The following is a 17,051-nucleotide window of genomic DNA, read 5'->3' as shown; positions in this document are numbered from 1 at the left end:
CGCTAGCGCATCACCCCGTTGTCGCGGATCAACTCACCCGGTACTGGATATGTGTGCGGCCATGCACGGCCGATCTTTCGATATGGGCGCGCACGCCGAAGACGCGGGCGATCAGATCTTCGGTTAGCACCTCCTCAGGTGTGCCTGCGGCCACGACCTCGCCCTTCTGCAGCACGGCCAGGTGATCGCAGAACATCGCCGCCAGATTGAGATCGTGGAGCGCGATGATCGAGGTGAGGCCGAGTTTGGCGACCAGCGCCAGGATATCGAGCTGATGCTGGATATCGAGGTGGTTGGTCGGCTCGTCGAGCAGCAATTCGCTCGGGCTCTGGGCCAGCGCCCTAGCGATATGCACGCGCTGGCGCTCGCCGCCCGACAGCGTCTGCCAGAGCTGGCCGGCCCGCTCGGCCATGTCAACGCGGGCAAGTGCTTCCGTAACGGCGGCATCGTCGTCGGAGCCCCAGGAGGAGAGGAGGCCGCGATGCGGCGTGCGGCCGAGGCGCACGACGTCGCGCACGGTGATCTGCGTATCCGTCGTCGACTGTTGCTCGACGAAGGCGATGCGGCGGGCAAGGGCGGCGCGCGAAAGGCCGGAGACATCGTCGTCGCCGAGGCGGATGATGCCGGATCTGACCTGCCGCAGCCGGCAGATCAGGCGAAGCAGGCTGGATTTACCGGAGCCGTTCGGCCCGAGCAGGCCGAGCACCTTGCCCTTCTCGACGGATATGCTGACGCCATTGACGATGACGGTATTGCCGGCGGCATAGGTGACGTTGTCGACGGTGATGCTCATGCGCTTCTCCGCACGCGATAGAGGATGATGGCGAAGGCCGGTGCGCCGAAGAGCGCGGTGACGACGCCGATCGGCAGGATCTGCTGCGGAATGATGATGCGCGAGATGATATCGGCGCCGACCATGAAGAGCGCGCCGCCAAGCGCGGTCGCCGGCAGCAGACGGCCATGCGCCGGCCCGACGAGGAAGCGGGCGGCATGGGGAATGACGAGGCCGACGAAGCCGATGGAGCCGACCATGCTGACCACGCTGGCGGTCATCGCCGCCGTGACGCCGAGCAGGGTGAATTGCACGCGGCGCACGGGGACGCCGAGCGCGGCTGCGGCGTCCGTGCCGAAGGCGAAGGCATCGAGGGCGCGTACATGCGCCACGCAGAGGATGAAGCCGATCATGGCAACCGGCACGGAGAGATAGACATCCGGCCAGCGCACGCCGCTGAGCGACCCCAAGAGCCAGAAGAGCACGCCGCGGGCCTGTTCGGCATTGGCCGAGGTGGTGACGATATAGGAGGTCAGCGCATTGAAAAGCTGCGAGCCCGCCACGCCGCAGAGAATGATGCGCTCGCTGGTGCCGCCGGCACCGGCGGCCAGCACGCCAACCAGCAGGAAGGCGGCGACCGCGCCGATGAAGGCGCCGCCCGACAGGCCGAGTATGCCATAACCGAGGCCTAATATCATCACGCAGACGGCCCCCGTCGACGCGCCGGCCGAAATGCCGAGCACATAGGGTTCGGCAAGCGGATTGCGCAGCAGCGCCTGCAGCACCGTGCCGCAGAGCGCCAGCGACGCACCGGCGCTCGCCGCCACCAGCGCGCGGCTGAGGCGGTAATCCCAGACGATGCCCTGATGAATGCGGCTGAGCTCGAATGCCGTGCTGAAAAGGCGGTTGGAAACCGCCTTCGCCGTGGTGGCGAGCGGGATCGATATCTCGCCGATCGAAACGGCGAGACTGATCATGATACCGAGCAGGAGGAAGGCGGCAATGGCGAGAGTTGCCAGCGCCCACCATCGTCTCTGTGGCGAGGCAGCCTGGCTCACTGCGTCAGACCGAAGGACTTGATGCCCTTTGCCAGCACTTCGATGCCGTCGATCGTGCGGATCGTCGGGTTCATCGACTGGGCGTCCATCATGACGAAGCGCCCGTTCCTGACGGCATCGAGCTCTTTCGTGACCGGATCGTTTTCCAGGAAATCGACCTTCACCTTCGGGTCGTCGGCGGCATAGCGGCGGCGGTCCATGGTGGCGATGACGATGACGGCGGGATTGGCCTGCGCAATCGTTTCCCAGCCGACGAGGGGCCATTCCTCTTCCGTGCTGACGACGTTCTTGGCGCCGAGCGTCTTCAGGATATAGGCCGGCGCGCTGTTCTTGCCGGCGATGAAGGCATCGCCCTTGACCTCCTTGCTGGAGAACCAGAAGACGACCGGCAGGTTCTTGGCCGCAGCGCCTGAAACGGAGGCAACGGCCGCGGCCTCGCGCTTCTTCAAGTCGGCGATCAGTGCGTCTCCACGGTCCTTCACGTCGAAGATCTCGGAGAGTTCGGCGATCTCCTGATAGATCAGGTCCATGGTGAACAGCTCCTTGCGCACGCCGTCGCCGCCATCGGCGTTGATCTTGGCGACGCAATCGGCAGGCGCGATATAGGTGTTGATGCCGAGATCGGCGAACTGCTCGGGCTTGCCGACGGAGCCTTGTGCGCCGACATGCCATTCGAATTCGGCAGCCACAAGATCGGGCTCTGCGCCGACGACGGATTCGAAGCTCGGATCGTTATCGGCTAGCCGTCTGATCCTGCTGTTGACATCGGCATATTGCGGAAGGACCGGGCCGACCCAGACGGCGGTGCCGGCGATCTTGTCGGCAAGGCCGAGCGAGAAGAGCACTTCGGTCATGCCCTGGCCGATCGAGACGATCCTGGCCGGCGCCTTTTCGAAGGTGACCTGTCGGCCGCAATTGGCGAGGGTGAGGGGATACCGAGTGGCGGCAAGTGCGGGCGCAGCAAATCCGGCCAGCGCGAGCGCGAGGGAAAAGCTCTTCAGAAGCTGTCGCATGGAAACTCTCGATCAAAGGAAAAGGGCTGGCGGATGCCGGCGCGAATGCGCGAACGAAGCCGGCGAGCGAGAAGCTAGCGGCGGATCTTCCAATCGAGACGGATGGATGGCGGCAGGTGGAGAGGGGTGGCGTCAATCATGTCTGCTCCTTGTCCGGGCATCCCCGCCCGGCTTGATTGGATCGTGTCGACGGCAGGTCTCCTGGCTCGCGAATATGTGCCGGTCATCTGCCTTCCCGCGAAATCGCAGTGGCACGGCCCGTAGGCCGAGGGCATGATCGCTGTCGCGATCGACCCCGAGATCGACAATCCGCTTACAGTTGCGGGGGCAGCCACGGTCTCGGTCCCTCTTGGGTCGTCCTCACCGTGTTCCCTATTATTCCCCTCGGAGTTCTCTTCGGGGAACCGTCGTCCCGGTCTATGACGCCGCGATGGGCGACGTCAAGCGCCGGAATGCGAAGTGTGTCGGGTCCGAGGCCGCTTAGTGGCTCGCGCCCGAGCCGCCGGCGGCGACAAGCCCGAAGGGCTGACCCTCGACGGGGATCGCGCGCGTTTGCTTCAGCGTTTTGCTACTGACAAGGCGGATCAGGCTGCGGCGAGGATCGGTAATGGCGATATCATCGCCGGCCGCGGCCAGCCGAGGACGCGGATCGCGCCAATGGCCGTCCTTGCTGTAGGGTTCCGTGACGGTTTCCGATTTGACGATCTCGCCCTTTACCGTATCGAGCAGATGCAGCCTGCCATCTTCGGTGAGGATATAGGCATTCTGGAACTTTGCCGGATCGAGCATAAAATCGACGCGCCGCGTTGGAAGGTCGATGATGCGATAAGGTGCATCCGTATTATCAGGATCGATCAGGACCACCTTATCCTCCCCGTAATTGCCGAGGAAAAACTGCATGGAGCGGCCGCCGAGCAAGGTGGAAACCTTGCCTTGCGTCAGCGATGCGCCGTAGGCGAGCATCTCGAGTTTGGGTCCTTCCGCGCCGCCGGGACGGGCGATGAGTACGCCTTCCTCGCAACCGAAGGCGACGAGGCGGGCAGAGGTCGCCTCGCCATGCAGGCCGGTGCAGGGCGCGACATCGCCGATCTGCCGGCCACCACGATCGAGCACCCGCAGGCCAAGGCGCGGCGGCAACTCGCCCTCCTTGACCGGGGCCTGCATGTTCGGCACTGAGACCAGCAGATGATTGCCCATCGGCACCGCGACGCCGTGATGGGCGGCGATGGTATTAAAAGGTTTCGGCTCCGGCTTTGCCTGCAGCAGGCTGCCTTCCTTCAAGAGATCGAAGCGGTCGGTGCGATCATAGAAGATCGCCACGTCATCGCCATGTGTGACCACATGGCCCGGCTTCTCACCCTTTATGGTCGCATCGACCAGCTTCGGCGGCGTCACCTCGATATCGCGATGCTCTCCATGATCGGAAAGGGCAATGCCGGTCTCGATGGCGTGAACGACATTCTCTTCGCCCTGGACAGCAAAGACCGTGCGCCCCGTCTCGCTCAGCGACAGGGCGGCATAACCCTTGAGATCGAAGCGGCCGATCTGTCTGCCGCTCGCAAGATCGATGGCGCGCACGACCGGCAGGCTGTGATCAGCCACGAAAAGCCGCCAGCTCTCCTGCTGTTCCTCTTCAGCGCGGGACGACGATGGCAGGACGGCGGATGTGAGCGCGGTGGCGACTGCAGAGATGGCGAAAAGGCCCCGATACATGAAATCTCTCCTTAATGTAATAACATTACATAGTCGTTGTTATAAAGTTACATTTGCCTTGTCCAGCCCCGGCTGTCGGATTTTTGAGAAATTGGGGCGCCAGCCTTGTTTGATGTCTGGCTGGCTGCTCATGGCGACGGGATAGCGATGCAGGACTCAGAAGCGATTACTGAGCCCAGTTCACAAGCCTATCCCGCCGGCCTCGTCTAATTCGGATAATCCCCTGACGCTATATCCCCCTTTGCGCAGCTTTCGCTGCCATCAGCTTTCAGCAGCCTTTCGAGGGGATAAGCCATTGAGAACATCAGGATTTGCCGCAACCGACGCGAATACGCCGTTGCAACCATTCTCCTTCGATCGCCGGGAACTACGTCCCGAAGATGTTGCGATCGATATCCTCTATTGCGGCGTCTGCCACACGGACCTCCACATGGCCCGCAACGACTGGGGATTTTCCAACTATCCCCTCGTGCCGGGTCATGAGATCGTCGGGCGCGTGTCTGCCGTCGGCAGCAATATTTCGCGCTTCAAGGTGGGTGACAACGTTGCCGTCGGTACGATCGTCGACAGCTGCAGGGAATGCGCCCAGTGCCGGCGTAATGAAGAGCAGATGTGCTACAAGCGCGCCACTGTTACCTATAACGGCCAGGACCGGGTAACCGGCGAGACCACCTATGGCGGCTATTCCGATCATATCGTCGTGCGTGAGGAATTCGTGCTGCGGGTGCCCGACGGGCTCGATCTGTCGCGCGTCGGACCACTGCTCTGCGCCGGCATCACCACATATTCGCCGCTGCGCACCTGGAATGTCGGCCCCGGCAGCCGGGTGGGTGTGATCGGACTTGGCGGCCTTGGACATCTGGCTGTGAAATTCGCCTCCGCACTCGGGGCGCATGTGACGGTGCTGACGCGCTCGGAAGGCAAGGTCGGCACGGCGTACGCGCTCGGCGCCGACAAGGTGCTGCTATCGACCGATGTCGCCGAGATCGAGGCTGCCGCATTCGCCTTTGACGTGATCATCGATACGGTGCCTTACGAGCACGACCTCAGCCCCTATCTCAACCTGCTCGATGCTGACGGCACGCTCGTCATCGCGGGCTCGCTGGTCGATACGCCGAAGTTCAATAACCTGCTGATCCTCCGCGGCCGCCGGCGCATTGCCGGCACGCCGAGCGGCGGCATCAGGCAGACGCAGGAAATGCTGGATTTCTGCGGCCGCAAGAACATTCTGCCGGAATGCGAGATGATCGCCATGGGCGATATTGCCAAGGCGTTCGAGCGGCTGGAGCGCGGCGACGTGCGCTACCGTTTCGTCATTGACATGGCGATGATGCCGGCGGCTCAGGCGGCTTGAGTGGCCGGTCTTTTCGGGATGGCGCGCAGTGCCTCGATGAACACCGAAAGGGCCGGCGGCATCTGTCGCCGGCTCGGATAATAGAGGGAATAGCCGGAGAAGGGCTTGCAGTATTCCTCCAGCACGCGGACCAGCCGGCCGCTTGCGATGTGCTGCTCGGCGAAATCCTCGAAGACATAGACGAGGCCGGAGCCTGAAAGGGCGGCCTCGATCATCATGTCGGAATCATTGACCATGAAGCTGCCTGACACCTTCACCTCGATATCGCGGCCATCCTCCTCGAACTCCCAGGCATAAGGCCCCGCCAGCGAAGCCATATAGTAGGTGATACAGTCGTGGTCGGCGAGATCGCGCGGGGTTTTCGGTGCGGGATGGCGGGCGAAATAATCGGGCGAGCCGACGACGGCCGCGCGGATATCCGGCCCGATGCGGAGCCCGATCATGTCCCTGTCGACGCGCTCGCCGAAGCGGATGCCGGCATCGAAGCGAGACGCGACGATATCCTCGAAACGGTCGCCGACGATGAGTTCCACGCGGATATCCGGGTAGGTGCGGTGGAACTGCGGCAGGATTGGCATGACGAGCGCGGCGGCGGCATGTTTGCCTGCTGTGATGCGCACTGTGCCGGAGGGTTTCTCCCTGAAATGGCCGAGCTCCTGCAGGCCGCGGCTGATTTCGGCGAAGGCGGGCTGGAGGGTGAGAAGCAGGCGTTCGCCGGCCTCCGTGGTGGCGACACTGCGGGTGGTGCGGGCGAGGAGGCGCATGCCGAGCCGTTCCTCCAGCTGCCGCATCATGTGGCTGAGGCCTGAGGAGGACATGCCAAGTCGGGCAGCGGCTTTGGTGAAGCTGCGCTCTTCGGCGACGATGACGAAGGCGGCGAGATCATCGAAATCGTGGCGTTTCATCTCTGATCTGCTTTCAGGAATGGATAAGGACTGCTGGCTGCTGCTCACATATCTAGGGCAGGGGTGAGGAGACCCGCAAGATGCGTGCTGCCTGGCCTTCTCTTTTCGAAATGGTTTCCGAACCTGATGACGATGCCAAGTTTCCCGAAGGTGGGAAAAGCTTCGCCTCGGGAACATTGCAGGCCCGGCCTCGTTGGGCTCATCATGCAAGCCTACATGCGAGCCGGAGGACGAGACCATGACAAGTCCTGTTACAGCGATCAGGATACTGGCGCCCGAACCTCATCCGTCGGCCCCCGTTCCGTCGCCGGGGAAACCCGCTCCGCCCGTCAAGGAGCCGATGCCCGACAAGCAAGGCGGTGACGAGCCGGCACCCGACCCCGATGAGGACGGGACGCCCCTGGAGGCTGCGCCATGACGCCGGCAACGAAATACCAGGTCAAATATCTTTCGATCTATATCGGCCTTATCGTACTCGTGGCTGCCGTCATCACAATCGGCGCGCTCGTCGCCGCACGGTAACGTGTTTTCGAGAATAATGGCGCGGCGAGGCGGTTCGGATCGCTGATCATCATCAGTTGGAGCAGTGCCATGATAGGACATCAGGAAGCCGCGAATTTCGCGCTTGTGCCGTCGGGCGAGCCGAATGTTTTTCATCTGACCGTCGAAGGCCGATATATCGGAACCGTCGCCAGCGACGGCGAGAGCCTGTCGACGGCAAAACCCTGGGGGTGGCGCCTGCTGATCGGCGACGGCACACTGGGGGATGCGCCACTGGCCGGGCGGTCGCACAATGTCGATGAGGCGCTGGCTGCGGCAAAGCACGCCTACGAACGGCATCAGGATGAGCTCTCGCATCGCATGTGAACCGTTTCGTCCGAGGAGACGACAGATGCTGCCGGCGACTATTGCGCCTCCGCCTCCTCCAGTTCTTCACGATCCTGCAGGATGCGGTCGATGAGGCCCCATTCGACCGCTTCCTGCGCCGTCATGAAGCGATCGCGATCCATGGCCTGCTCGAATTCGTCATAGGTACGGCCGCAATGTTCGGCATAGAGCCGTGTCATGAGCTGCTTCGTCTTCCGGATTTCCTCGGCATGGATCAGCATGTCGGACGCCTGGCCCTGGAAGCCGCCGAGGGGCTGGTGGATGAGGATGCTGGCATTCGGAAGGGCGTACCGCTCTCCCGGCTGGCCCGCCATCAGCAGGAAAGAGCCCATCGAGCGGGCCGTTCCCATGCAGAGCGTGTGCACCGGCGCACGGATGAAGCGCATCGTGTCGTACATGGCAAAACCGCTGGTGACGACGCCGCCCGGCGAGTTGATGTAGAGATTGATCGGCTTCTTGGGATTTTCGGCTTCGAGGAACAGAAGCTGAGCGCAGACGAGGGCGGAGACCGTATCGTTGATCTCGCCGTTCAGAAAGATGATCCGCTCGCGCAGGAGACGGGAATAGATGTCGAAGGATCGTTCCCCTCTCGAGGATTGTTCGACGACCATAGGGACGAGTTGCATCGCTTCGCGCATCGGCGAACTCCAATCGTTTGGGACTGTGGCGGGTAAGGCTTGCCGCGTCAGGCGGCGAGCATCAGGGTCGGGCTATTGCTGTTGGCGACTGATCTCGGGAGACGCGCTGATGTCGCGCTGGTGAGCTCATGGATGATCCGCAGGCTGGTTCCGCCCGATGCATTCGCGGCGATCGCGAAGGTGACGATGCTTTCCAGGTAGGGCGGGCTGTCGTCGCGCAATCTGTAGCGAACCTCCTTGCCCGGTGTCTCGGAGAGCGACTGCGGATCGGCAAGCGCTTCCTTCGGCAGCCATCTCTCGCGAAATTCGGCGATGCTGATCGCACGCCAGACCTTTTCCGGCGGCGCATCCAGCTCGTATCTCTGTTCGAAACGGGTTTGCTGTTGCTCGACCTGCGCTTGGGCCTTCACTTCGTTCATTGGTCCATATCCTTCAGCAATAGCTTGAGAGCGTCGATACGAGCCGGCCAGTAGGCGCGGTATTTCGCCAGCCATTCTGCGATGAGGGTCAGCCCATCCGGATCGACCTCGTAATTCACGAAACGGCCCTCTCTCTGTTCGCGCACCAGCCGCGCCGAACGCAGCACCGCGAGATGCTGCGACATGGCCGGCTGGCTGATATCCATTCCCTGGCGCAGGGCGCTGGCATTCATGCTGCCATTCGCCAGCTTCTCGAAGATCGTGCGGCGGGTCGGGTCGGCGAGAGCGCGAAAAATATCGTGTTCCATCATGACGACACATAAGCGCAGACTTATGAGATTCGCAAGAGCGCCCGCTGATTGCCAATGGAGCGCTGGGTGATACGCCGCCGAACGGCATCAGAACGAGCTCTTGAGCTTTCCCGTGGATGCCGCTATCACGGATTCGATGCTGAGGCAGGGGCCTTGAGGCCGGGGACATGCAACGTCGTCTTGATAGAATCGAGCAATGGCTGGTGCGCATTCTGTGCGCCATCGCGTTCGTCTTCGTCGGCTTCGCGCATCAGGTTCCGGCCGTCGCCGAAGATGCTCCGGGCCCTGCGGCCCTTGCCCAATATGTGCTGCCCGATGGCACGCTGCCGACGCTCTGCGTTACCGTTGTCGACGATAGTGGCAAGGAGCATGGCAAGATCGCGCATCTCAACCCGTGCGAGGCTTGCCGTATCGGTGCCGCCGTCGTGCTGCCGCAGCCTGCCGATGTCACCGGTGCGCGCATCGGCTTTACGGTTGCGGTGGAATTGCCGCGCCGCGTCGAGGCTTTCCATCGCCAGCTTTTCCCGCCGAATACCGGGCCGCGTGCCCCGCCTGCCAATCCGATCCTTGCCTGAACCCGCATTGCGGCCAAGGCCGTGATGCGTCTTGCAATCGTGGCCGGGCCGCATTGAAGCCGCCGGCCGAGGATTCGGATCACTTCCATGTCTATCACCACTGCCACTGAGGCGGCAGAGAACGCCGTACCGGGCGTTTCGCTCTATCGCGCCATCTGGCGCTGGCACTTCTTTGCCGGCCTGCTCACCATTCCCTTTCTGCTCAATCTCGCCGTTACCGGTTCGCTTTATCTCTTCAAGGACGAGATCAACGATACGGTCTTTGCCTATCGTTACATCGTCGTGCCCTCGGGCGAGGCGCTGTCGCCGCAGAAGATTGCCGATATCGCGGCGGCGGCCGTTCCTGATGCGGTTGCGAGTTCCTACAAGGACCCGGCCGGGCTCGACCGGTCAGCGATCGTGACCGTGTCGTCGGATGCCGGCCAGACGCTGGTCTTCGTCAATCCCTATGACGGCAAGGTACTCGATACGGTCGGCTCCACCGAGGAGTTCAACTATGTCGTCAAGCGCATCCACAGCCTTGCGCTGTTCGGCGGCTTGCCCAACAAGCTGATCGAGATCACGGGCGGCTTTGCCATGGTGCTGGCCGTAACCGGCATCTATCTCTGGTGGCCGCGGCGGCAGACGGGTGGGGTGGTGACCGTGCGCGGGACGCCTTCGCGGCGGGTCTTCTGGCGCGATCTGCATGCGGTGACCGGTGCCTTTGCCGGCATCCTGATCTTCTTCATGGCGATGACCGGCATGCCCTGGTCGGGCTATTGGGGCGCCAATGTCAATGCGTGGCTCACGAGCCACGATCTCGGCTATCCGGTGCAGCTCTGGGATGCCGTGCCGAAATCGCAGAAGGTGACGGAGGACATTCTGCCGAAGGCCGGCTGGATCGTCGAGAAGGCGCCGGTGCCGCTGTCGGAGATTGCGGCGGCGCAGTCGAAGAAGCCTGTCGGCCTCGACAAGGCGGTGGCGATTGCGCGCGGTCTCGGCATGGCGCCGGGCTTCGATCTTGCCATTCCCGGCAGCGAGACGGGTGTCTATACCGCAGCGGTCTATCCTGACGATCTCACCAACGAGCGCACGGTTCATATCGATCAATATTCCGGCAAGCCGCTCATCGACCTCTCCTTCGGGCAATATCCCTTCCTCGGCCGGGCGATCGAATGGGGTATCAATGTGCATCAGGGGCAGGAATTCGGACTCTTCAATCAGCTGCTGATGCTGGCGACGTGCCTTGCCATCATCCTCTCCTGCGTGACCGGCATCGTCATGTGGTGGAAGAGAAGGCCGACTGGCCGGCTCGGCGTGCCGCCCATGCCACCGCAGCGCTCCGTCTATCTGGGGCTCTGGATCATCGTTCTCGTCTTCGCCGTCGCCTTTCCCATGAGTGGGCTCACGATCCTGCTGATGATCGCCTTCGACCAGGTGGTGATCCGCTTCGTGCCGCCGCTGAAGCGCGCCTTTGCGTGAGGAGGAGATGATGAAGACGATATTTTCTCTCTTCGTGGGTCTGCTGATCGCGACGGCTGCGGTGGCGCAGGACACGATCCGCATCGACCACGCAGCCTCGCATTCCATGGTGCCGGGCGCCAAGGTCGGCGATGGTTATCTTGTTATCACCAATAGCGGCAGCGAGCCGGACCGGCTGATTGCCGCACGTTCCGATCGCGCAAAAACCGTGCAGTTGCACCAGAAGAGCATGGACAATGGCATCATGATCATGCGCGAACTGAAGGGTGGGCTTGCCATCCCGGCCGGGCAGAGGGTGACGCTTGCGCCATATTACCACCTGATGTTTCAGGACGTGGAAAAGCCCTTTAGACAGGGCGAGACGATCCGGGCGGTGCTGAGCTTCGAGAAGGCGGGTGAGATCACGGTCGATTTCGCCGTCGGCAAGATCGCCGGGCCGCTGGACGATATCGGTGGGGCCACTGGCATGGACCATGGCGGCATGGACCATGGGGCGATGAATATGCCCGGAAAGGAAGGAATGGACATGTCCGGACCGCCACCCGAAGTGACGATCCCCGAGACGCTGAAGACCATGTTCGAGCGGCCGGACAAACCGCTGACAATCCTGCCTGTGGTCGTGGAGAATGACTGGGCGATTGCCGGCTGGCAGCAGGATGGGCGCGGCGGACGGGTACTGCTGAAGAGGGGCCATCATGGCTGGAGTGTTTTTCTGTGCAGCGGCGATGGTATCAGGCAAGCCGCGGCGCTGGAGAAGGCCGGGCTTTCCGTTGATCATGCGAAGGCGCTTGCGGCCGATCTGGCCGAGGCCGAAAGCAAGCTTGATCCCAAGGTTCTTGCGCTATTTGCGAGCTTCGAGGGTACCGTCATGATGGCGGGCGAGGCCGGTGATGCCGGTCAGGGCGGTCATGAGGGGCATGGGCAATGAGCGCGCGCACCTTGCCATTTCAGGTTTTGCCGCTTGGCGCGACGCTGGCGAAGATCCGCGATGCATTGCTCAGCGGGGAGAGACGGGCGCTCAAGTTGTGGGCTCGAACCGAACTATGCCGGCGACCCTGGGTCCGGAGCCGGAATCCGAGGGATGGGAGACACCATCCATGACCTGAACCTCCGGAAAATCAAAGGGGCTGATGCCCTCGATGCAGGCGGCGTTGATGCCGAACAGGCTCGGATTCGAGCGGCGCTGATGATGGGTATAGATGCCGCAGGTCTTGCAGAAATAATGCTTAGCCGTGCGGGTATTGAATTGATAAAGCGTCAGATTGTCTTCGCCCTGGACAAATTCGATATCCGAGAGCTGCGCCGAGACGGCGATGGCGCCGCGCATGCGGCAGTATGAACAGTTGCAGCGGCGGATCGTATTGAATTCGTCCGCCAACCGCACCCGGAATTTGACGCTGCCGCAGTGGCAGGCTGCATTATGCTCTTGTCTTTCGTCGATCATGATCCGCCAGTCTCTCTCGATAAATACACTCTAAGCCCAGCGCTCGCAGAAGGCCTCGATGTCGCTGGACTGAAAATCGCCAAGGCGTTCCATGATCGTCTCGAAGGGCCAGTCCCACCAGCCGATGGCGGCGAGTTTTTCGGCGACCGGTCGCGAGAACCGCTCGCGAATGAACTTGGCGGGAACGCCGCCGACGATCGTATAGGGCGCGACATCCTTGGTGACGACGGCGCCGGCCGCAAGCACGGCGCCATCCCCGACCCTGACACCCGGCAGCACCACGACGCCGTGGCCGATCCAGACATCATTGCCGATGATGGCGCGATCGGCTTTTCGCTCTGCGAAAAAGGCATGGTCGCGCACGGCGTCGGCCGAATAATATTCCGGGCAATAGGTGAAGCGGTGCATGGACGGGCGATCCATGGGATGATTGGGCGCACCGATCCTGACCTCTGCGGCGATAGCGCAGAATTTTCCGATCGTCGCATCGCCGGCGATGCAGCGTTGACCCAGGTAGGAATAATCTCCGAGCTCGACCGCGTGCAGCGATGTGTCCGCCAAAATCTCGCAGCATCTGCCTATATCGGAATCTCTTATGCTGGCCGTCGGATGGATGATGGTCTCGGCGATTTTGGGCCGATTTGCTTGTGCGGTCGTGTCCATGGGCAGTCTCCGGATTTTGGCCTGCCTAACCGCTGATAATGAAGGATATGTGACGCAAAAGGACCGGCAGTGGTGACGATCCTAGGCAGTTGCGGCTTCTCCAGTTTCGCCGGTTCTCGTGCTCAAGAAAACCAGCGGCACCGCAATCGCATAGAGGGCGATCACCGAGAGCCAGATGCCCCCCGGCCAGTTTGTTCGCACGACGAAATAGAAAGTCGAGAAGGCGAGCGGCGCGACGATGGAGGCGAGGCTGACCGTGGAGGCGAGCACGCCCTGCAGCTCTCCTTGCCGGTCGGGTTCGACCTGCCTTGTGGCAAGCGCCTGGAAGGCGGGGTTGCCGATGCCGATGAGGGTGAAGACCGGCATGATGGCGAAAATCATCCAGCCCTGGTTCGCAAAAGCCATGACTGTCAAGGCGATCACGGCGGCGGCGATGCCTGTGATAACCGACCAGCGTTCGCCGAGCAGGCGCGTCGCCGGTCCCGGCAGGAAAGCCTGGCAGACGGTCTGGCAAATGCCGAAGGCGCCGAGCGACAGGCCGATTGAGACACCGTTCCAGCCGAACGTATCGAAGCCCCAGAGCGCCCAGCAGGTGCCGTAGGATTCGCCGGCGGCGCTGAAGACGAAATAGACGGATACGATGGACAGCAGGCCTTTCATCGAGGCGATCCGTTTCAGCGGCCGCAGCGGGTTCAGCGCAGTGAGATCGATCTTCCGGCGCGCTGATGTTGGGGATTCACGTCTGCGAGACTCCGGCAGGACGAAGAGGGCGAGCAGCAGGTTGCAGGCGTTGAGGACCGCGGCGGCGATGAAGGGCAGGCGCAGCCAATAGTCGCCGAGCAGGCCGCCGAGGACCGGGCCGATGATAAAGCCGGCGCCGAACATGGCGTTGAACAGGCCGAAGCGGCGGGCGCGCTGATCGGCGGGCGAAATATCGGTAATGTAGGCCGATGCGACCGACATATTGGCGCTGGTGAGGCCGGCGATGGCGCGGCCGATCAAAAGCAGAAGGAGGGATGGCGCAAAGGCCATGATGACGTAATTGATCGCGGCGCCGGCAAGCGAGATCAGCAGCACGGGGCGCCGGCCGATCGTGTCGCTGAGCGCGCCGAGCACGGGCGAGAAGACGAACTGCATGGCGGCATAGAGTGCCGTCATGAGGCCGACATCGAAGGCGATGTCCCGCGTCTGCATCACGTCCTGAAGGAGGCGGGGAAGAATGGGGAAGATCAGCCCTATGCCGACGGCATCGAGGCAGATGGCGGCGAAGATGACGAGGAGCGGTTTGTTCATGCCGGATTTGTTCATTGGGGAGCTCATGGAGAAATGACGAGTTTGCCGGTGACGTGCCCGGCGGCGCTTACGATCTGCGCTTCGGCCGTCTTCTCCAGCGGAAAGCTTTGCTCGATGTGCAGGCGGAAGAGGCCCTTGGAATAGAGCCGGGCAACATCAGCGAACACCCGCTCCGGCTCTTTGGGCGGACCGCGGGAGAATTTCGCGCCGTACTCTTCGGCCGAAAAATCGGCGACGGAGAGGACCTGGGCGGGGTTGCCCGTCATGGCGATCAGCTCGGCGATGATGCCGGAGCCGGCGACATCGATGGCCGCGTCGACGCCATCGGGCGCAAGCTGCCGCACACGCTCGGTGAGGGCGGGTCCATAGGTCGTCGGGATCGCGCCAAGTTCCCTGAGATAGTTGTGCTTCTGCGGGCTCGCCGTGCCGATGACGGTGATGCCCCTGATCCTCGCAAGCTGGATAACGGCCGAGCCGATGCCGCCGGCCGCGCCGTTGACGAGCAGCGTCTGGCCGGATTTTACGCAGAGTTCGTCCAAGCTGCGCCATGCCGTCTCCGATATGACGGGAAGGGCCCCGGCGATCTTGAAGGGCAGGTCGTCGGGCTTGTGAACCCAATGCGTCAAGACGGCGTGTCCGGCCATCGTCGCCTCGCCATAGCCGAAGACGGCGTCCCCGACGAAAGTGCTTGATACACAAGGGCCGACCTCATCGACGATGCCGGAGGCTTCGACGCCGACACCTGCGGGAAAGATTGTCTCCTCGAATTCGCGATATCGGCCTTCGCGGCGCTTCCAGTCCGATTGGTTGACGCCGGCGGCACGCACCGCGATGCGCACCTCTCCGGGGCCGGGACGCGGCGGGTCGATCTCGACGATCTCGATGACCTCCGGGCCGCCGTAACGGCTGAATTGAACGGCTTTCATGGAATTTCCTTTCGGCGGATGCAGGCAAAGTCCGGCCGCTCGCGGTGGCGGGCACGCCGACCGGCCCACAGCGATGCGGATTGTGTACTCAATATAAATATGTACTAAGTATAGTTATAGGATGCTGGGTCACGTCTGTCAACAATGATGTACTCAGTACACAAACGCTGCTATGGAGAGCGTCATGACGACGCCATCAGACGAAGCACCTTCCGACCGAAGATCCCGCAAGCGCCTTGCCACGCGCCGCGCCATCTCGCTTGCCGCCGACCGGCTGTTTTTCGAGCGCGGCTTCGAGAATGTGACGGTCGATGAAATCGCGGCCGCTGCCGATGTCGGGCGGATGACTGTGTTCAACCACTTCCCGCGCAAGGAAGACATGTTCTTCGATCGCGACGAGGAAGCGCGCGAGACCCTGCGCCAAGCCTTGCGGCAGCGCGACAGCAGTGTTTCACCCATCGAAACATTACGCCTGCTCGCGCATCAACTCGTCAGGCAGCAGACGCCTTATTTGCTATTTTCCACCGCGAGCCAGGGCTTCATCGAAACGGTGGAGAACAGCGAGACGCTGAAGGCGAGGGCGCGGGCGATCCGCGACGAGATCGCCGGAGAACTGGCGGTGGCCCTTGCCGAAAGTGCCGGGCAGGACGCAGACGATGCCAAGGCGAAACTCGCCGCCGCCATGCTGCTTGCGAGTTGGAGCGTCGCCTTCATCGAGGCGCACAAGATCTTTCGGGAATACCGGGATACGGACAAGGCGAAGGCCGCCTTTCTCGCGCTCGTCGATCAGGGAAGCGTGGGTGTGAAGGCTGCCATGGCGGGCACGGCTTACGCCTGAACTGGTGGGAATCAAAAGGGCGCTCGACCCTTGCGGGGAGCGCCCTTGTCCTGTGGAGCTCGAACGCGGCTCGACCAACGTCGATACCAAGCGCAAGTCCGTTTTCAGGTGAAGCCGGGATATGATGCTTGGCGGGGCGGATTGCAAGAGGCAAAACCTGGAATCTGCGATTTTCCCGCACGGATCTATCGCCGTAGCCGACACTACGTTTAAGGCCGGCGGCAGTCGTTCAGCCGCAGCACCTGGCGGCGCTGGTCGGAGCGCAGCAGGAGGTCGATTGGCTTTGTTCCGCCAGCCACCGGTCCCGCGGTTTGCAGCTTGCCGGCCGGGGAGAAAGCTCGACATGCAGGGCTCCGGCGCGCAGCGTCGGTATCGCGGCGCAATAAAGCTGCATCGGCTGCACGCCGTCGCTGACTTCGAATGTCAGCTTGGCCGTATCGTCGAGCTTCACATGCTCGGTGACCTTGCGGATGATCGCATGGAACTTGCCGGCCGGCATATGGGTGCGGTCGCCTTCCTCGATGTCCCAAAGCTGAATGAAGATCTCGCTCCAGGCTTCCGGATTGGCGCCGCAGTCGAGCGCCGAAAACTGCCCAGCCTTGACTTCGGTGACGTGATAGCCGGGCTTCACCGGAAGGCCATCATAGTAAAAGACCAGCGGTGAATCCTTGGCGCCGGAGAGGATGCTCATCAGCTCGCCGAGGGCGATATCGTCCTTCCGCATTTTGCTGTTGTCGATCGCGTTCATCTGCGTTATTCCTCGTTTCAATCATTCAAGGA

Annotated in this window: 20 protein-coding genes and 1 riboswitch; of the genes, 7 read left to right on the top strand and 13 right to left on the bottom strand. The window is 62.3% G+C overall.

The features are described 5' to 3' along the window. Nucleotides 1-28 precede the first annotated feature (28 nt). From FHT92_RS10825 to FHT92_RS10810, 4 genes are all read right to left on the bottom strand, one after another. Nucleotides 29-793: an ABC transporter ATP-binding protein gene (locus FHT92_RS10825; RefSeq protein ID WP_183740062.1), complete on the bottom strand. Its 765-nt coding sequence runs from the start codon at nt 791-793 to the stop codon at nt 29-31. Beyond that, nucleotides 790-1,830 carry an iron ABC transporter permease gene (locus FHT92_RS10820; RefSeq protein ID WP_183824770.1) on the bottom strand — a complete coding sequence of 347 codons (1,041 nt, stop codon included), beginning with the start codon at nt 1,828-1,830 and terminating at the stop codon, nt 790-792. The genes FHT92_RS10825 and FHT92_RS10820 overlap by 4 nt, the downstream gene beginning before the upstream one ends. Continuing rightward, nucleotides 1,827-2,843, bottom strand: a complete 1,017-nt coding sequence (locus tag FHT92_RS10815) for an ABC transporter substrate-binding protein (protein ID WP_183740056.1) — start codon at nt 2,841-2,843, stop codon at nt 1,827-1,829. Before FHT92_RS10815 ends, FHT92_RS10820 begins: the two co-directional genes overlap by 4 nt. 173 nt (nt 2,844-3,016) lie before the next feature. After that, nucleotides 3,017-3,267, bottom strand: a riboswitch (cobalamin riboswitch). Nucleotides 3,268-3,323: 56 nt separating this feature from the next. After that, nucleotides 3,324-4,556: a metallochaperone AztD gene (locus tag FHT92_RS10810; RefSeq protein ID WP_183824767.1), complete on the bottom strand. Its 1,233-nt coding sequence runs from the start codon at nt 4,554-4,556 to the stop codon at nt 3,324-3,326. A gap of 295 nt (nt 4,557-4,851) precedes the next feature. On the opposite strand from FHT92_RS10810, the gene FHT92_RS10805 reads away from it, so the two are divergent. Beyond that, complete coding sequence (locus FHT92_RS10805) at nt 4,852-5,910, top strand: NAD(P)-dependent alcohol dehydrogenase (protein WP_183824765.1); 1,059 nt, start codon at nt 4,852-4,854, stop codon at nt 5,908-5,910. Here FHT92_RS10805 and FHT92_RS10800 read toward each other — a convergent pair. Further along, nucleotides 5,898-6,815, bottom strand: a complete 918-nt coding sequence (locus FHT92_RS10800; protein WP_183740046.1) for a LysR family transcriptional regulator — start codon at nt 6,813-6,815, stop codon at nt 5,898-5,900. The genes FHT92_RS10805 and FHT92_RS10800 overlap by 13 nt on opposite strands. Before the next feature lie 238 nt (nt 6,816-7,053). Between FHT92_RS10800 and FHT92_RS10795 the strand changes: the two genes are divergently transcribed. Further along, nucleotides 7,054-7,233 carry a hypothetical protein gene (locus tag FHT92_RS10795; protein WP_183741879.1) on the top strand — a complete coding sequence of 60 codons (180 nt, stop codon included), beginning with the start codon at nt 7,054-7,056 and terminating at the stop codon, nt 7,231-7,233. Between the two features lie 173 nt (nt 7,234-7,406). Beyond that, entirely contained in the window at nt 7,407-7,682 is a 276-nt protein-coding gene (locus FHT92_RS10790; RefSeq protein ID WP_183824762.1) for a hypothetical protein, read from the top strand. Between the two features lie 38 nt (nt 7,683-7,720). Here the strand turns inward: FHT92_RS10790 and FHT92_RS10785 are convergent, their stop codons facing one another. From FHT92_RS10785 to FHT92_RS10775, 3 genes are read right to left on the bottom strand one after another with little or no spacing between them, the layout of a single operon-like run. Continuing rightward, a complete protein-coding gene (locus FHT92_RS10785; protein ID WP_183824759.1) occupies nt 7,721-8,341 on the bottom strand; it encodes an ATP-dependent Clp protease proteolytic subunit in 621 nt (206 codons plus the stop codon). A gap of 47 nt (nt 8,342-8,388) precedes the next feature. After that, nucleotides 8,389-8,760 carry an SRPBCC domain-containing protein gene (locus FHT92_RS10780; protein WP_183824756.1) on the bottom strand — a complete coding sequence of 124 codons (372 nt, stop codon included), beginning with the start codon at nt 8,758-8,760 and terminating at the stop codon, nt 8,389-8,391. Further along, nucleotides 8,757-9,071 carry an ArsR/SmtB family transcription factor gene (locus FHT92_RS10775; protein WP_183824753.1) on the bottom strand — a complete coding sequence of 105 codons (315 nt, stop codon included), beginning with the start codon at nt 9,069-9,071 and terminating at the stop codon, nt 8,757-8,759. Before FHT92_RS10775 ends, FHT92_RS10780 begins: the two co-directional genes overlap by 4 nt. A 167-nt stretch (nt 9,072-9,238) precedes the next feature. Here FHT92_RS10775 and FHT92_RS10770 point away from each other — a divergent pair, with 167 nt between their 5' ends. From FHT92_RS10770 to FHT92_RS10760, 3 genes are all read left to right on the top strand, one after another. After that, nucleotides 9,239-9,646 carry a hypothetical protein gene (locus FHT92_RS10770; RefSeq protein ID WP_183824750.1) on the top strand — a complete coding sequence of 136 codons (408 nt, stop codon included), beginning with the start codon at nt 9,239-9,241 and terminating at the stop codon, nt 9,644-9,646. An 87-nt stretch (nt 9,647-9,733) separates the two neighbouring features. After that, nucleotides 9,734-11,107 (top strand): PepSY-associated TM helix domain-containing protein, encoded by a 1,374-nt coding sequence (locus tag FHT92_RS10765; protein ID WP_183824747.1) that lies wholly within the window; start codon nt 9,734-9,736, stop codon nt 11,105-11,107. 10 nt (nt 11,108-11,117) lie between these two features. Then, the gene (locus FHT92_RS10760; protein ID WP_183824745.1) at nt 11,118-12,035 is read left to right on the top strand and encodes a copper uptake system-associated protein; all 918 of its coding nucleotides are present in this window, start codon (nt 11,118-11,120) and stop codon (nt 12,033-12,035) included. 90 nt (nt 12,036-12,125) lie between these two features. Here FHT92_RS10760 and FHT92_RS10755 read toward each other — a convergent pair whose 3' ends face one another. From FHT92_RS10755 to FHT92_RS10740, 4 genes are all read right to left on the bottom strand, one after another. Further along, nucleotides 12,126-12,551 (bottom strand): GFA family protein, encoded by a 426-nt coding sequence (locus tag FHT92_RS10755; protein ID WP_183824742.1) that lies wholly within the window; start codon nt 12,549-12,551, stop codon nt 12,126-12,128. Nucleotides 12,552-12,581: 30 nt separating this feature from the next. Then, a complete protein-coding gene (locus FHT92_RS10750) occupies nt 12,582-13,214 on the bottom strand; it encodes a DapH/DapD/GlmU-related protein (RefSeq protein WP_183824739.1) in 633 nt (210 codons plus the stop codon). Between the two features lie 81 nt (nt 13,215-13,295). Then, entirely contained in the window at nt 13,296-14,507 is a 1,212-nt protein-coding gene (locus FHT92_RS10745; RefSeq protein ID WP_183824736.1) for a TCR/Tet family MFS transporter, read from the bottom strand. Nucleotides 14,508-14,530: 23 nt separating this feature from the next. Beyond that, nucleotides 14,531-15,433, bottom strand: a complete 903-nt coding sequence (locus FHT92_RS10740) for an NADP-dependent oxidoreductase (RefSeq protein WP_183824733.1) — start codon at nt 15,431-15,433, stop codon at nt 14,531-14,533. A 184-nt stretch (nt 15,434-15,617) separates the two neighbouring features. On the opposite strand from FHT92_RS10740, the gene FHT92_RS10735 reads away from it, so the two are divergent. After that, nucleotides 15,618-16,271 carry a TetR/AcrR family transcriptional regulator gene (locus FHT92_RS10735; RefSeq protein WP_183824732.1) on the top strand — a complete coding sequence of 218 codons (654 nt, stop codon included), beginning with the start codon at nt 15,618-15,620 and terminating at the stop codon, nt 16,269-16,271. A 229-nt stretch (nt 16,272-16,500) separates the two neighbouring features. On the opposite strand, the gene FHT92_RS10730 is transcribed toward FHT92_RS10735, so the two are convergent. Then, nucleotides 16,501-17,019 (bottom strand): DUF6428 family protein, encoded by a 519-nt coding sequence (locus tag FHT92_RS10730; protein ID WP_183824729.1) that lies wholly within the window; start codon nt 17,017-17,019, stop codon nt 16,501-16,503. Nucleotides 17,020-17,051: the final 32 nt, after the last annotated feature.

Source organism: Rhizobium sp. BK377, from assembly GCF_014193935.1.
GTDB lineage: Bacteria > Pseudomonadota > Alphaproteobacteria > Rhizobiales > Rhizobiaceae > Rhizobium.
The sequence above is the reverse complement of the archived record's forward strand: the minus strand, read 5'-3'. Positions and strand labels throughout refer to the sequence as shown.

Excerpts from the sequence above, each read along its gene's own strand:
- FHT92_RS10740 (WP_183824733.1), bottom strand. The coding sequence starts at position 15,433 with ATGAAAGCCGTTCAATTCAGCCGTTACGGCGGCCCGGAGGTCATCGAG.
- FHT92_RS10755 (WP_183824742.1), bottom strand. The coding sequence starts at position 12,551 with ATGATCGACGAAAGACAAGAGCATAATGCAGCCTGCCACTGCGGCAGC.
- FHT92_RS10790 (WP_183824762.1), top strand. The coding sequence starts at position 7,407 with ATGATAGGACATCAGGAAGCCGCGAATTTCGCGCTTGTGCCGTCGGGC.
- FHT92_RS10780 (WP_183824756.1), bottom strand. The coding sequence starts at position 8,760 with ATGAACGAAGTGAAGGCCCAAGCGCAGGTCGAGCAACAGCAAACCCGT.
- FHT92_RS10745 (WP_183824736.1), bottom strand. The coding sequence starts at position 14,507 with ATGAACAAACCGCTCCTCGTCATCTTCGCCGCCATCTGCCTCGATGCC.
- FHT92_RS10785 (WP_183824759.1), bottom strand. The coding sequence starts at position 8,341 with ATGCGCGAAGCGATGCAACTCGTCCCTATGGTCGTCGAACAATCCTCG.
- FHT92_RS10815 (WP_183740056.1), bottom strand. The coding sequence starts at position 2,843 with ATGCGACAGCTTCTGAAGAGCTTTTCCCTCGCGCTCGCGCTGGCCGGA.
- FHT92_RS10730 (WP_183824729.1), bottom strand. The coding sequence starts at position 17,019 with ATGAACGCGATCGACAACAGCAAAATGCGGAAGGACGATATCGCCCTC.
- FHT92_RS10750 (WP_183824739.1), bottom strand. The coding sequence starts at position 13,214 with ATGGACACGACCGCACAAGCAAATCGGCCCAAAATCGCCGAGACCATC.
- FHT92_RS10810 (WP_183824767.1), bottom strand. The coding sequence starts at position 4,556 with ATGTATCGGGGCCTTTTCGCCATCTCTGCAGTCGCCACCGCGCTCACA.
- FHT92_RS10800 (WP_183740046.1), bottom strand. The coding sequence starts at position 6,815 with ATGAAACGCCACGATTTCGATGATCTCGCCGCCTTCGTCATCGTCGCC.
- FHT92_RS10770 (WP_183824750.1), top strand. The coding sequence starts at position 9,239 with ATGCAACGTCGTCTTGATAGAATCGAGCAATGGCTGGTGCGCATTCTG.
- FHT92_RS10735 (WP_183824732.1), top strand. The coding sequence starts at position 15,618 with ATGACGACGCCATCAGACGAAGCACCTTCCGACCGAAGATCCCGCAAG.
- FHT92_RS10795 (WP_183741879.1), top strand. The coding sequence starts at position 7,054 with ATGACAAGTCCTGTTACAGCGATCAGGATACTGGCGCCCGAACCTCAT.
- FHT92_RS10825 (WP_183740062.1), bottom strand. The coding sequence starts at position 793 with ATGAGCATCACCGTCGACAACGTCACCTATGCCGCCGGCAATACCGTC.
- FHT92_RS10760 (WP_183824745.1), top strand. The coding sequence starts at position 11,118 with ATGAAGACGATATTTTCTCTCTTCGTGGGTCTGCTGATCGCGACGGCT.
- FHT92_RS10765 (WP_183824747.1), top strand. The coding sequence starts at position 9,734 with ATGTCTATCACCACTGCCACTGAGGCGGCAGAGAACGCCGTACCGGGC.
- FHT92_RS10775 (WP_183824753.1), bottom strand. The coding sequence starts at position 9,071 with ATGATGGAACACGATATTTTTCGCGCTCTCGCCGACCCGACCCGCCGC.